The 14,274-nt window shown below is 41.4% G+C and carries 11 protein-coding genes; 6 read left to right on the top strand and 5 right to left on the bottom strand.

Annotated elements, in window-relative coordinates; all coding sequences use genetic code 11:
* Nucleotides 1-140: 140 nt before the first annotated feature.
* From ABWO41_RS08025 to ABWO41_RS08015, 3 genes are all read right to left on the bottom strand, one after another.
* Nucleotides 141-629, bottom strand: a complete 489-nt coding sequence (locus ABWO41_RS08025; RefSeq protein ID WP_353136138.1) for a DUF2231 domain-containing protein — start codon at nucleotides 627-629, stop codon at nucleotides 141-143.
* Between the two features lie 3 nt (nucleotides 630-632).
* Nucleotides 633-986, bottom strand: a complete 354-nt coding sequence (locus ABWO41_RS08020) for a hypothetical protein (protein ID WP_353136135.1) — start codon at nucleotides 984-986, stop codon at nucleotides 633-635.
* A gap of 108 nt (nucleotides 987-1,094) precedes the next feature.
* Nucleotides 1,095-1,478, bottom strand: coding sequence for a hypothetical protein (locus ABWO41_RS08015; RefSeq protein ID WP_353136132.1), 384 nt, complete (start codon nucleotides 1,476-1,478; stop codon nucleotides 1,095-1,097).
* 170 nt (nucleotides 1,479-1,648) lie between these two features.
* Between ABWO41_RS08015 and ABWO41_RS08010 the strand changes: the two genes are divergently transcribed.
* The 3 genes from ABWO41_RS08010 to ABWO41_RS08000 all read left to right on the top strand — a co-directional run bounded on the left by ABWO41_RS08010 (nucleotide 1,649) and on the right by ABWO41_RS08000 (nucleotide 7,827).
* Nucleotides 1,649-1,999, top strand: coding sequence for a DUF6660 family protein (locus tag ABWO41_RS08010; protein ID WP_353136129.1), 351 nt, complete (start codon nucleotides 1,649-1,651; stop codon nucleotides 1,997-1,999).
* A gap of 173 nt (nucleotides 2,000-2,172) precedes the next feature.
* Nucleotides 2,173-6,492 (top strand): CusA/CzcA family heavy metal efflux RND transporter, encoded by a 4,320-nt coding sequence (locus tag ABWO41_RS08005; protein WP_353136126.1) that lies wholly within the window; start codon nucleotides 2,173-2,175, stop codon nucleotides 6,490-6,492.
* A 6-nt stretch (nucleotides 6,493-6,498) separates the two neighbouring features.
* Nucleotides 6,499-7,827 carry an efflux RND transporter periplasmic adaptor subunit gene (locus ABWO41_RS08000; RefSeq protein ID WP_353136123.1) on the top strand — a complete coding sequence of 443 codons (1,329 nt, stop codon included), beginning with the start codon at nucleotides 6,499-6,501 and terminating at the stop codon, nucleotides 7,825-7,827.
* 269 nt (nucleotides 7,828-8,096) lie between these two features.
* Here the strand turns inward: ABWO41_RS08000 and ABWO41_RS07995 are convergent, their stop codons facing one another.
* Nucleotides 8,097-8,933, bottom strand: coding sequence for a maleylpyruvate isomerase N-terminal domain-containing protein (locus ABWO41_RS07995; RefSeq protein WP_353136120.1), 837 nt, complete (start codon nucleotides 8,931-8,933; stop codon nucleotides 8,097-8,099).
* 159 nt (nucleotides 8,934-9,092) lie between these two features.
* Nucleotides 9,093-9,959: an HD domain-containing protein gene (locus tag ABWO41_RS07990; RefSeq protein ID WP_353136117.1), complete on the bottom strand. Its 867-nt coding sequence runs from the start codon at nucleotides 9,957-9,959 to the stop codon at nucleotides 9,093-9,095.
* Between the two features lie 370 nt (nucleotides 9,960-10,329).
* Between ABWO41_RS07990 and ABWO41_RS07985 the strand changes: the two genes are divergently transcribed.
* The 3 genes from ABWO41_RS07985 to ABWO41_RS07975 all read left to right on the top strand — a co-directional run.
* Nucleotides 10,330-11,094: an ImuA family protein gene (locus tag ABWO41_RS07985; protein ID WP_353136114.1), complete on the top strand. Its 765-nt coding sequence runs from the start codon at nucleotides 10,330-10,332 to the stop codon at nucleotides 11,092-11,094.
* Entirely contained in the window at nucleotides 11,094-12,596 is a 1,503-nt protein-coding gene (locus ABWO41_RS07980; RefSeq protein WP_353136111.1) for a Y-family DNA polymerase, read from the top strand. The genes ABWO41_RS07985 and ABWO41_RS07980 overlap by 1 nt, the downstream gene beginning before the upstream one ends.
* A 14-nt stretch (nucleotides 12,597-12,610) precedes the next feature.
* Nucleotides 12,611-14,274 (top strand): PHP domain-containing protein (locus tag ABWO41_RS07975; protein WP_353136108.1); only part of this gene is annotated, 1,664 nt, incomplete at its 3' end.

Genomic DNA, 14,274 nt, shown 5'->3' with positions numbered 1-14,274 from the left:
TCCGCTTCTGATAGACAGCCTGTGCACAGTGCGAACAGTGAGTTCCCGGTTTACCAAAGTTCCCCGAAACAGGGTAAAAGAATACGGAGGATAATCTTTGTAACATACATTCTCCTCAATCTGCAGATTTTGCTTAATTCTCAATCTTCCGCGCAATCCTTTGCTTTTGGATTTACGCCAGCTCCATGCTCATAAACAAGCGTTCCGCCAAGATGACCTGTATAACAAAGACATGCCGATGCTAAAACACATCCAACAGCAATGAAGGCAATCATTATTTTCCTTTGCAACCATGGCACAAATAAACCAATCACAGCAAACAAGCTGATCGCAGAAAAGCTATAACAGGTGACATAAGCCCAATAAAGATGAGTTTTTAAAAGGGAAGGGTAACAAATAGTTCGCACTACGGGCCCATAAGCCTGATTACCGGTATAAAAACTCAGCCACAGAAACGCAGTTCCTGATGTTAGTAAAAAGATCAGGGTATATTTAATAAAAATATACCACTGATTTTTTTTCAAACAGAGTAAAACGATGCTCAGCACAGTAGCGCTTAGCAGGAAAACAATAGGCAAGTGTACCGATAATGGGTGCCAAAGTTCTTGTCGGCTTACAATGTTTATCATATACTATTCCTTAATGTCAACAGCTTTTGGGTCAAGACGTTCCCCCGCTTTTTCAACGGTGACCTCTAAATTCTGGCCTGTTTTCAACTCAGAAAATTCAACAGCCTGTCCGTTTCTGGTCAGTTTAGTACTGTCAGTAAAATAAAGCTCAAGTGTCTTATTGTCGGCCGTTTTTACATATATTTCTTTTTCATCCGGATCTACCTTTTCCGCAACTCCCTGGTAGGTTCCTGATGGCACCACATCGGTGTTTTCGATCTCTGTGCTACTGTCATTTTTGTTCCCGCTGTTATTGCAGCTTGTCATAATGCCTGTAGAAAGTCCGGCGATAGCCAATACTAAAAATAGTTTTTTCATAATAAAATGGTTTTTGATTAATAAATATGATTGATGATTATCGGTATACAAAACAACATCCACTGTTACCCGGTTAAAAGCAACGCACTAAAAGAAATACGAAGAAGTTTAAATACTTGGAGGATGTATTAGCGAACGGGGATAACCTGAGTGCTCCTCAACTTCATAAAATAAAAATTTACGAACCCGGGGTATTTCTGAAATAGTTATTCCGGATGATTTAACAGGCAAATTGAATACAAAAGCAACATGATGGCTGTCCTGGCATTTGAAAGGTAGATTAGCGTCCTGACTATCGTCTTTGTCTGCTATGTCTTTGCCCCAGTAATGCATTTTCATGAATTCCAAAACACCGGTTTGAGGATTACGCTGAACATGGTCTAAAAAGTGAACTGCTAACAAAGGTAATCTAAGCAACTGAGAAAACGGCTCCTGAACACAGAACGTCAGAGCAATTACAATATAAGTTGTCCATTTTCTCATCTTACTCAAAGATAGCCAATTGTTTCAGAACTATAACAGATTAACCACAAGATAGTTTATTCAGAATAATCCATTTATAATCTTTATGCTTCACATCATCATATTTAATTATTTTGCATAGAAGCTTTCAGTTCAGAGTGACGGAAAGTCATACCAATTAAACTTTGCAATTACATTGCATGAAATATTTTTATATTTTTGTTTTAATGAGATGGGTAGCAACTATATTTTTATTTTACTTCATGGCACTTTTTACGGTACCATGCAGTGATGCTAAAAATAGTTGTAAAGACGACAAACCTGTAGCTAAAGAGCAAACACACAGCCACAATAGAGACCATGACGACAATTGTACTCCTTTTTGTCTATGTACCTGTTGCAGTGTTTCCATAGATACTTTTGTGTTTATCCCGCATAAGTTCAATATCCCAATACAGACATTCCCGACAAAAAAAACAGCAATAAGGGATATTTTATTCACTTCTAATTATCTCAGCAATATCTGGCAACCGCCCAAGTCTCATACCTGATTCATTTATTTTTTTGAAAGCAACACTTATTTTTTGGCTTAATCAGCTCTAAAAACGATAAGCTGTTATGTGAAATTTTCAGGACCATAAAGGTCTGCAATATATCCGAATAGCCCGGCATGCTTTCCGGCACAGGATATTCAATATTTTTCAGGTATTAAACAAAACACATCGTGTTAGACCATATTATAAAATTCAGTATCAAGAACAAAATCATTATTGGCTTAATGACTTTGTTGCTTATTATATGGGGAGTGTGGAGCGCTACCAGACTTTCCATAGATGCCGTCCCGGATATCACAAACAATCAGGTACAAATATTTACCAGCTGTCCTACCCTGGCAGGTCAGGAAGTAGAACAACTGGTAACTTTCCCGATTGAACAAAGTATTGCCAACGTCCCTAAAATTGAGGAAATCCGTAGCATATCACGCTTTGGCCTATCTGTAATTACAGTAGTCTTTGACGAAGATGTAGATATTTATTTCGCCAGACAGCTGATAAATGAAAGGCTAAAAGAAGCTATAGACAAAATACCTCAGGGTATTGGAATGCCCGAGATGGCACCTGTAAGTACAGGTCTTGGAGAAGTTTATCAATACATTATCCACCCTAAAAAGGGGAGTGAAAATAAATACAATGCCAAAGACCTGCGTACCATGCAGGATTGGATTGTGGCCAGACAGCTTTACGGCACACCCGGCATTGCCGAAGTAAATAGTTTTGGGGGCGAGCTAAAACAATATGAAGTAGCCGTTAATCCGGATAGGCTGAAAGCTATGGGAGTAAGCATTCCTGACATCTTCACTGCTTTGCAGAAGAACAACGAAAATACCGGTGGAGCTTATATTGATAAAAAACCTAATGCTTACTTCATTAGAGGCATTGGACTAGTGACCTCTTTAGACGATGTAAAGAAAATTGTCGTTAAGAACAAAGGTGGAATTCCTATTTACATTAATGACGTAGCTGAAGTAAGATTTGGTAATGCTGTAAGATATGGCGCACTCACCTATAATGGCGAAGTAGATGCTGTAGGTGGTGTAGTGATGATGCTGAAAGGCGAAAACAGCAACGAAGTAGTAAAACGCATAAAGGAAAAGCTGCCGACCATTCAGAAATCTTTGCCGGATGATGTGACGATAGAACCTTACCTGGACCGTACAGACCTTGTAGATAGAGCGATAGGTACAGTCGAAAAAAACCTGATAGAAGGTGCATTGATTGTGATTTTTGTACTGGTTTTATTTTTAGGAAATCTGCGGGCAGGCCTTATTGTAGCATCAGCTATACCTCTCGCCATGCTTTTCGCTCTTGGTATGATGAACATTTTTGGTGTAAGCGCTAACCTGATGAGCTTAGGAGCGATAGATTTCGGTTTAATTGTAGACGGAGCCGTAATTGTTGTCGAAGCGACCATGCACCATCTTGGATTACGAAAATCGGTAGACAGATTATCACAAAGTGAAATGGACGACGAAGTATTTTTATCTGCTTCTAAAATACGTACCAGTGCTGCATTTGGGGAGATCATTATCCTGATTGTTTATATTCCTATACTGACGCTGGTAGGCGTTGAAGGCAAAATGTTCCGTCCCATGGCACAGACTGTAGGCTTTGCTATTTTTGGCGCGCTGATCTTATCGCTTACCTATATTCCAATGATGTGTGCCTTGTTCTTATCTAAAAAAGTAAGCCACAAGAAAACTTTCAGCGACAAGATGATGGATAAACTGCAAAGTATCTATCAGCCTTTACTACATAAAGCCATTAAGATCAAATATACTATTGTTGGAATAACTACCGCACTATTTGCTGTTTCTCTGTTTTTCTTTAGCAGAATGGGCGGAGAATTTATTCCTCAATTACAGGAAGGTGACTACGCTTTCCATTGTATTCTGCCTCAAGGGAGTTCACTTAGCCAAAGTATAGAAACTTCCATGCAGGCATCCCGTATCATTAAGCAATTTGATGAAGTAAAAATGGTAGTGGGCAAAACAGGCTCTGCCGAAGTCCCAACCGATCCTATGCCACCCGAAGCGACTGATCTTATGGTGGTATTAAAACCACAAAAGGAATGGAAATCTGACAGAAGTTATAATGAACTGGCCGATGCCATTACAGAAAAACTGGAGGTAATACCCGGTGTATTCTTCGAAAAGAACCAACCGATACAGATGCGTTTCAACGAATTAATGACCGGTATCAGACAAGACGTTGCCGTGAAAATATTTGGTGAGAATATTGACACGCTCGCAAGTTATGCAAAAGCAGTAAGCGAGGTAATACAGAATGTTCCGGGTGCTACTTCCCCCCAGATAGAAAGGGTAAGCGGATTGCCGCAGATCAATATTGAATATGACCGCACCCGCATAGCCAACTATGGCTTAACCATACAGGACATTAACGATGTGGTAAGTACTGCTTTTGCGGGAAAAGCAACCGGACAGGTATATGAAAACGAAAGACGTTTTGATCTGGTGGTTCGTCTGGACAGTGCGCATAGAAGCAGTATTGATGATGTAAGCCACCTGATGATTCCCACTAATACAGGCATACAGATTCCGCTATCACAGGTTGCCAACATAGCTTATAAACTTGGACCCGCGCAAATAAGCCGCGAAGCGGGAAAACGTAGAATTGTTATCGGATTTAATGTGTCGGACCGAGATATACAAAGCGTTGTAAAAGACATACAGCAGGAATTGGCTAAAAAGGTTAAACTACCTCCTGGATACTATTTTACCTATGGTGGCCAATTTGAGAATCTTCAAAAGGCAAGCGCCCGTTTAATGGTAGCAGTACCTGTATCATTGTTATTGATTTTTATGCTGCTTTATTTCACCTTCCATTCGTTTAAACAGGCTACATTAATATTTACTGCCATTCCTATGAGTGCCATTGGTGGTGTCTTAGCATTAATGTTAAGAGGAATGCCTTTCAGTATAAGTGCCGGTATTGGCTTTATAGCGCTGTTTGGTGTTGCGGTATTAAATGGCATTGTACTGGTAGGCACATTTAATCAGTTGAAAAAGGAAGGAATGCATAATATTCTGCAAAGGGTTAAAGAAGGAACGATAGCCCGACTTAGACCCGTACTGATGACTGCTACTGTTGCTTCGCTGGGATTCCTGCCCATGGCCATAAGCACAAGTGCCGGGGCCGAGGTACAAAAGCCTTTGGCTACTGTAGTCATTGGCGGATTAATTACGGCAACTTTTCTCACGTTATTTGTGTTGCCTCTCCTGTATATCATTTTTGATTCAAAGATCAACCTTAAAGGAAAACTAAAAATGAACAAAACGGCAATAATAATCTTTATATTATGTTTGAGCGGACTCACTTCTGTTCATGCACAGCAAAGAATAAGCATTGACAATGCCATTGAAACTGCACTTAAAAATAACCGGCAGCTAAGCGTAAATGAAGCCGAAATACGAAGCGCGGGCCTTAATATTAAAACAGCCAACGAGATTCCCAAGACTGGTCTTTTTGCAGAAAACGAAGACCTTCGCCCATCAGACAAGATTGGCGTTTTAAAGATTGGTATAACACAGAGTATTGCATGGCCCGGATTATATACCGCCCGAAAGCAATATTTGAAAGAGCAGTTAAAATATGCCGAACTAAATACAGAAGTTTTAAACGCATCCATTAAAAAAGATGTTAGAACTGCCTACTATCAATTATGGTATTTACAGGATAAGCAAGGTTTGCTTAAACGTCTCGACAGTATTTACACGTTGCTATTTAAAACGACAGAAGTTCGTGTAAAAACTGGCGATGTCGCCAAATTAGATCAGATTGCTGCAGAAGCGAAGTTAAGAGAGCTACAGGCCTATATAGAACAGAATGAAAAAGAAATGAAGGTGCAGCAGCAACAATTGATGATGGTTTTAAACCAGAACGAATGGTTATTACCTGTGGCTGCTCCCTTACAAAAACTAGATGTGGTATTATCAGAAAACGGTAGTTTACACCCGCTCCTGGCCTTGCAGGAACAGAATGTGAACATTGCATCTTCTAATATTAAAGTGCAAAAAAACACGAACAGACCAGAGTTTTCGGGGCGTTTTTTTAGTCAGCGACTTTGGGGTGCAGAAGACCCTTTTACCGGATTCTCTGTAACGGCTTCTTTCCCCCTGTTTGGGACCGGAGCTTACCGGAACCGCATAAAGGTAGCTGCTGCCGAAAAAGAAGTTCAGGAAAAAACACTCGCTTACCAAACCCAGTTGCTGCAAACTCAGGGATCATCAGCCAATGCCGAAATGGAAAAGAATCGCTCTTTACTAAATTTTTATGAAACCTCCGGACTGAAGCAGGCAGAAGAAATCATTAATGCGGCTACTCTGAGCTATAAAACAGGAGAAATAAGTTTTGCAGAACTTGGGCAGTTTTTAGGTCAGGCCATTGGTATCCGCCAAAACTACCTGGACGTACTCAATCAGTTCAACCAGTCAGCCATTAATTTCAACTACTTAAATAACAAATAAGAGCAAATGAAAATCATAGTAAAAATATTATTTATCGCTGTTACTATACTCTCTTTAAACAGTTGCGGGGAAAATCATAAAGAAGGTGACGGACATCATGCTGGCACAGAAGCAAAGAATTCCGAAACAACAGAAGAAAGCCACGAAGATGAATCTCCTATGATTGCTTCGCTTACGCAGGAGCAAATCAAAGCGGTAGGAATTACTTTAGGAAGTATTGAAAATAAAAATCTTACCGCAACCATTAAAGCAAATGGGGCATTACGAGTGCCTAACAATAACAAGGCAAATGCTACTTCTTTATACGGCGGTGTCGTGAAAACATTAAAAGTTCAACTGGGGGATTATGTTCGCAAAGGACAGGTTATTGCAACTATCGAAAATCCGCAATTTATACAATTACAGGAAGAATACCTGACTATAGACAGCAGAATTACTTTTGCCGAACAGGAAATGCAACGCCAAAAAGAATTGAATGCAGGCAATGCAGGCGCCTTAAAAAACCTGCAAAATGCCACTGCCGAACTGAATACCTTGCAGACACGCAAAGCCTCCCTGAGAAAACAGATACAGCTAATGGGTATAAATCCTGCAAGCATTAACTCTTCCAATCTAAAATCGGCATTATTGGTTACCAGCCCGGTGAATGGTACCATAAGCAGTGAATTTGCTAAAATAGGCAGTTATGTAGATGTTTCTTCGCCGGTTGTTGAAATTGTGGATAACAGCCTGCTTCATCTGGATCTGCAAGTATTTGAAAAAGATCTGCCTCACATAAAAATTGGGCAGGCAGTTAATTTCACTCTTACCAATAATCCTACGGTTACCTATACTGCCAGGGTCTTCAACATCGGATCTTCTTTTGAAGATGAAAGCAAAACAGTTGCCGTTCATTGCACTGTTATTGGAAATAAAACCGGTTTAATAGATGGCATGAATATTACTGGGATAATCAGCGTAGGAGATATCAAAACCGCTACAGTACCCAACGAAGCTATTGTAGAGGCAGATGGTAAATTCTATATTTTTGTGCATACAGATAAAACGCCGGAAACCAGACATGAAGAAGATGGACATGAACACCAGGGAGAAAACCACAATAGTGATGAAAGAGAACATGGACATCAACCCGCGAAAAAAGACCATCACACAGAAACTAAAGGTCACAACGAAAATATGAATTTTGAAAAAATAGAAGTTGTAAAGGGTGTTTCTGAAATCGGCTACACATCCATTACACCTATAAAAAACATACCGGAACACGCTAAGATAGTTACCAGGGGTGCTTTTTTCATCAATGCCAAGTTAAGTAATACAGGAGGGCATGAACATTAGTCAATAAAGCTAAGGCATAATAATATTGCTTAAACATTCATATCAGCAATATTTCAGATGAATGCTATAGAAAGTGCTACGCTAAACCTGTTGAATAACAGATGAAAATTTATCAGGTAACTTATAAAATCGACAGCTCTTCTTATTTCCAGCATTGGAGAAGAGCTGCGATTTACAGCATAAATTCTATGTCTGTTTGTGTCTTTAATGACAAAAATAAGTCTAAGTTCTTTTCTAAAATTGCTAAGCCCTTAACAGAAATATTGTCTTTAAGCCATTACCGCAACCAATCTGAGCGCTTGTTCACCTAATTCCCTGTTACCGGTTATTTCCACTTTACTGCTTACCATTTGGGGAGTCCAACTTTTAGAGAATAGCTTCCATGCCATATCCGGATCAATCATTATTCTTGCATCTGAGGTTTGAATGTTATCCTTGTTTAGTTTCCAGCCAGTTTTTGTTCTTACAATATTCCACTGACCACCAATAGCTGTAGATACAATAATGGATATTATTGTTCCTTCGTCCAGTACTGTATCTTTAAAAGTATGCGGAAAGGCGTACATCATGATATCAATAAATGGATAGAAAAGTTCCCGTGTCATAATACCGGACTTATTAACAGCATCTCTTATCTGCTGTTGATGCAGAAATTTTTCGGTATATTCTCTGGCAATATGAAACCAATTGGGTGAGATTTCCTGTCCGGCCCAGGCAACCGAAAATAATGCATTTTCATCTGGATTTAAAGTTTGAAGATGCGCTGAATATTGTTCCCCTGTCGTTTCCAGTAACTCGATCAATACCTGAGGGCTGAGTCTTTTAGTTGCATTGGTCCAGCTAAGGTTCAGCTTATTAAGAAAAGCTACCAGTTCCTGAAAAGAATTTACAGGTGATGCTTTCTCTCCAAAATAGCCATCTCTTGACATAGACAACCCTCTCAAGTTTCCATCAAGTAAATGGGAAGCTACGTCTTTCACCTTCCACAACCTGGCAACAGTTTGGGCGTTCCATTCGTCTTCCGTTAAAGATTTCAAAAGTTCTATCAACAATTTGTCCAGCACCGGAAAGAGGTGCAAAGTTGTTATCCTCAATTGATCTTGCATAAGATTCCAGACTTTAGTATATCAGCCCTATCGCTTAGTTCAAATTTACCGAAATATCTTAAGGACTTAACTATACTGAATAGAACTCATGCCATGCATTAATAATCAACATCTTAAATTACTAAAAGTCAAAACTATACGAAAAAGCTAAAAAACAATTTATCCCAACCTCAGGAATCTCTTTTTGAACTTCAACAATCCTTCCTGTTTCTGCCGATAGGCATCATAGCTTTTCCGGCTGGCAATATCTTTCAATGCTTGTAAGCCTCCGCTGCTAGTTCTTACCTTATTTAATAGCTCTGTATCATTTTTCATCAGGTCAGCTATTTCCAGCTTACCTTCTTCCATTAGCCTCCGAAATAGCAGAGCCAGTTTATCATTAGCATAACGATGTAAAGGGTGCTGGAAAAACTCGAGGTTCAGCCGCTCGTACACTTCCTGTAACCACTGACTTTTTTCACTGTCGGCAATACTGATCTTTCCATTCAGCAATACTGTATTTTTTAATAATTCCCGCGCCTGAGAAACACTAATTAAACGGGCATGCACCGCATCCCTTAAGGTATAATCCAACCTGTCGGCACATAAATCCGGCAATTCCTGTTCTAAAATAGGAAAAGTATGTTCCAAAAAGTCTGTTACGTTATAATTGTATTTTTCCAGCAAAGCAGGTATTTCTGAAGACAACAGTACCTGTTCAAATATTTGCTCGTGATAGTTTTCCTCCTCCTGTTGCAGTACATAGTCGCCCACATGCGAAAATGCAGTATGTGATATATCATGCAGTAGTCCGGCTATCTGTTCTTTTTCACCACCTCCCAGTATTTTGATCAGCATCATAACACCAATGGAATGCTGCAAACGGGTATGATTGATGGTTGGATTAACCAATACAATAGCTCCACTCTGATGGATTTTGCTTAGCCTGATGAGCGGTTTAGTATTCAATAAATCTGCAACAACCTGCGGAAAGGCTATTTTACCATAAAGAATATCATTCAATTCAATCATTTCAGCTGTATTCATCACTACAATATTACTAATAATTTTAGTAAATAATCCTGATTGTAATCAAAATTTTTATAAAACATTCATTTACAAACGAGTGGGTTTTCCATTAAATAAACTGAGTTCGATTAATATTAATTGTTTTTGAGTGATTTGGACATTATTTCATGCTGAGATTGCTTCGTTCCTCGCAATGACGCCCCTATTTTTGTCATTGCGAGGACGATAGGACGAAGCAATCTCTTTTGGCATTACTTTCATAGCCTTTTTATAATCGAACAGGTTAAATAACCAAAAATTGCAGGTTTAGCGGAGAAATCAATTTTTATACAAACACTTTTTTACTAATATTTTTAGTATTAACTTTGTATACTGAATATCCCAGGACATGGAAAGGACAGCTAAGACATATGGAAAGGCAGCCATTATAGGGCAGCTCAAACAGGACATTCTCCGACTGGAAGGTTTCAGGCCCGAAAGTGAAGAAAGTCCGCTTCGCTTTGGCCTTGGTCCATTAGAAAAAGTTTTCCCTTATGGTATATTTCCTGTTGCCGCTATCCACGAATTTTTGTGTGACAGGGACGAACAATTCTCTGCATGCAAAGGTTTTCTTTCCGTTTTACTGGCTGTACTGATGCAGGAACAGAAAGCCTGTATCTGGATCAGCCCCTTTCCTCAGGTATTTCCTGCTGCCTTAAGTTCTTTTGGGCTTAGCCCCGACCGGATTATTTTTATACAGTTGCGCCGGGACCGTGATATACTTTGGGCCATGGAAGAGGCTCTGAAATGCAGTGGTGTAGCCGCTGTAGTAGCCGAGTTACAGGATTTAAGCTTTGCCGCATCCAGACGCTTGCAACTGGCTGTAGAACGCAGCAGGGTAACAGGGTTTGTGCTGCGCCGTAATAGCCGGAAAATCAATACCACTGCCTGTGTTGCCCGTTGGCGTATCAGCCCGCTTCCCAGCAAACTCAACGGGGAAATGCCGGGGGTTGGCTTTCCACAATGGCGAACGGAGTTGCTGAAAGTAAAGAATGGGCAAGCAGATACCTGGGATATTACCTGGACACCACAGGGAGTAGCTGTAACAAACAATAAACAAAACCTTATTCCAACGCTGCGAAAGATGCTGGAAAAGGACAAAACTGCCAGTTGATGCAAAGACGTTATTTATCCATTTGGTTCAGACAATTGCTGCCCGACTGGTTGGTTAGCTGCAAACCAGAACTAAAGGACAGCATGATCGTTTTTGCAGAAAACGAACGGGGGCGACAGCTGGTAAAACATTGCAATGCGTTGGCAACAGCACAGGGAATCAGACCAGGTATAACCGTTGCAGATGCCAGAGCACTTGCACAGGGTATCGAGCTGATAGATTATGAAGCGGAAAGCGAATATAAATTGCTAAAAGAACTGGGTGAATGGTGCATTCGTTTTTCTCCGCTGGTGGCTATAGATGAACCCGATGGGCTTTTGATTGACCTGAGCGGGTGCAGCCATTTATGGAAAGGAGAAACACCCTATTTACGGGATCTGTTGAACAGGTTGAAAGTAAAAGGCTACAGAGTAAGGGGTGCTATTGCGGATACTATGGGGGCTGCATGGGCTATTGCCCGCTATGGCAAAGAGAAAGCCATTATACCGGTGGGCGGAAGCTACGAGGCTTTACTTCCCCTCCCACCTGCTGCCCTGCGTCTGGAGAATACACTGGTTCAAAAGCTGCACAAACTGGGTATGTTTCAGATCAGCCATTTTATAAGTATACCACGTTCTGTACTTCGCAGGCGTTTTGGAGAAATATTATTGCTCCGGATAGCACAGGCGCTGGATAAAGAACAGGAATACCTGATGCCTATCTGCATTCCGGAACCTTATACCGAAAGATTGCCTTCTTTAGAACCTATACGGACTGCTAAAGGCATCGAACTGGCCATACAAAAATTATCAGAAAAGTTATGTCTGCGCCTGCAACAGGAAGGCATGGGGCTGAGACAGGCATTACTGACCTGTTACCGAATAGATGGCAAAATTGTAAGTATACAGGTAGGTACCAATAAACCAACCCATCAGACAACACATCTGCAACACCTGTTCGGAATGCGGATTGCGCATATTGAACCTGCTCTTGGAATTGAACTTTTTGTACTGGAAGCTTCGGGAATTGATACCGTGATCACTAGCCAACAATCTATATGGGCTACGGGAAACGAAGCTAACAGTCAATCGTTAGCAGAATTACTGGACCGCATTGCTTTGAGAGCCGGTAAGGATGCCATACAACGCTATCTTCCCCAAGCGCATTACTGGCCGGAACGGTCTGTTAGAAAAGCCGATAGTCTGGAAGAACCACCTCCCATCCCCTGGTCCTGCGATAGGCCAAGACCTACCTACCTGCTGGCCAGTCCCGAACCAGTGCAGGTTACTGCTCCTATCCCCGATTATCCGCCTATTTTGTTTATCTATCGGGGGAACAGGCATGCCATTAAAAAAGCAGATGGTCCCGAGCGTATTGAGCGGGAATGGTGGCTGGATACAGGAGAACACCGGGATTATTATGTGGTAGAAGATGAATCAGGACAACGCTATTGGCTATTCCGTTCGGGACACTATCAGGGTCCGGGACAGGGACAGTGGTTTCTCCATGGATTTTTCGCTTAACAGGAATAAATACAATGAGCTATTCGGAATTACAAACCACCAGCAATTTCAGTTTCCTGCGGGGAGCATCGCACCCGGAAGAACTGGTAGAACAGGCAGCTTTATTGGGTTATAAAAAAATCGCGATTACGGACCGCAACTCCTTAGCTGGCATTGTACGTGGACATGTAGCTGCCCAGAAGCATGGGATTGAATTTATTCCGGCTTGCCGGCTGGACTTACTGGATGGCCCCAGCTTATTGGCCTATCCAACAGATAAAGCCGCTTATAGCCGATTATCTACCCTGCTTTCTGTAGGTAACCTGCGGACCGAAAAAGGTAAATGCCTGCTCTATTATCAGGATGTATTTGAACATGCTGCAGGAATCCTGTTTATTGTGGTGCCACCAGCCGAACTGGATGCAAATTTTGAATTTTCTACAGCATTTATTCAACAACTTAAAATTTACAAAGAGCAATTGGATAAAGCGCTTTATCTGAGTGTTACCCGCAATTATCAGGGAGACGATCTTAAGCGATTGTATGCCCTTAATCAACTATCACTACAACTGGATATTCCACTGGCAGCCACTAATGATGTGCATTACCATATAGCCGGACGCAGAGAGCTACAGGATATCCTCACCTGTGTGCGTGAAAAATGCACCATTTACAATGCTGGTTTCAGGCTGCATGCCAATGCAGAACGCTATCTGAAACCCGTTGCCGAGATGCAGCGCTTGTTCAGACAATATCCGCAAGCCATTGCCCATGCACAACAGATTGCAGATGCCTGTACCTTTTCTTTAAAGGACCTGAATTATGTCTATCCTGATGAATTGACCAGCGAAGGGCGTACACCACAGAAAGAACTGGAGCACCTCACCTGGCTGGGAGCCCGGGAGCGTTTTGGTAGTGATATCCGCAAAGATATCACCGAACAAATTAAAGAAGAGCTAGACTTTATGGAACGTAAGAATCTGGCCAATTATTTTTTGACCGTACACGATCTGGTACGCTATGCCCGCAGTAAAAACATATTGTGCCAGGGCCGTGGTTCTGCTGCCAATTCGGTAGTCTGTTACTGTCTGGGCATTACCTCGGTAGACCCTACAAAAATCAAACTGCTATTCGCCCGTTTCATGTCGGATGCCCGGGACGAACCACCTGATATTGATGTAGACTTCGAACATGAGCGAAGAGAAGAAGTAATCCAGTATATCTATGAAAAATACGGCCGCGACCGGGCAGCAGTAGTTGCTACTGTTACACAAGAACGCTATAAAGGTGCCGTACGGGATGTTGGCAAAGCCATGGGACTTTCTGTAGACACCATTAACAGTCTGTCTGCCGGTGTATGGCGCTATTCTTCGGATTGGATGGAAAATATGGAGCTGGACGAACAGGGTTTGAATACACAGGACCCGCACCTGCGTAAAACCCTGGAACTAACACGACAGCTGATAGGTTTTCCACGACAATTGGGGCAGCATACTGGTGGTTTCGTAATTTCACAGGGAAAGCTATCTGAGCTTTGCCCTATTATGAATGCCCGTATGGAAGGGCGTACCTGTATTGAATGGAACAAAGATGATATTGAAGCTTTAGGCTTTATCAAGGTAGACGTATTGGCTCTGGGTATGCTGACCTGCGTACGCAAGGCATTCGACCTGGCTAAGACGCATTATAATCTGGATCT

It is taken from the genome of Pseudopedobacter sp., from assembly GCF_040392825.1.
Taxonomy (GTDB): domain Bacteria; phylum Bacteroidota; class Bacteroidia; order Sphingobacteriales; family Sphingobacteriaceae; genus Pseudopedobacter.
This window is presented reverse-complemented; position numbering and strand designations above follow the sequence as displayed.

Bases quoted from the DNA above. Each gene is read 5' to 3' on its own strand.
- ABWO41_RS08025 (WP_353136138.1), bottom strand. From the start codon at position 629: ATGATAAACATTGTAAGCCGACAAGAACTTTGGCACCCATTATCGGTA.
- ABWO41_RS08020 (WP_353136135.1), bottom strand. From the start codon at position 986: ATGAAAAAACTATTTTTAGTATTGGCTATCGCCGGACTTTCTACAGGC.
- ABWO41_RS08010 (WP_353136129.1), top strand. From the start codon at position 1,649: ATGAAATATTTTTATATTTTTGTTTTAATGAGATGGGTAGCAACTATA.
- ABWO41_RS08000 (WP_353136123.1), top strand. From the start codon at position 6,499: ATGAAAATCATAGTAAAAATATTATTTATCGCTGTTACTATACTCTCT.
- ABWO41_RS07995 (WP_353136120.1), bottom strand. From the start codon at position 8,933: ATGCAAGATCAATTGAGGATAACAACTTTGCACCTCTTTCCGGTGCTG.
- ABWO41_RS07990 (WP_353136117.1), bottom strand. From the start codon at position 9,959: ATGAATACAGCTGAAATGATTGAATTGAATGATATTCTTTATGGTAAA.
- ABWO41_RS07985 (WP_353136114.1), top strand. From the start codon at position 10,330: ATGGAAAGGACAGCTAAGACATATGGAAAGGCAGCCATTATAGGGCAG.
- ABWO41_RS07980 (WP_353136111.1), top strand. From the start codon at position 11,094: ATGCAAAGACGTTATTTATCCATTTGGTTCAGACAATTGCTGCCCGAC.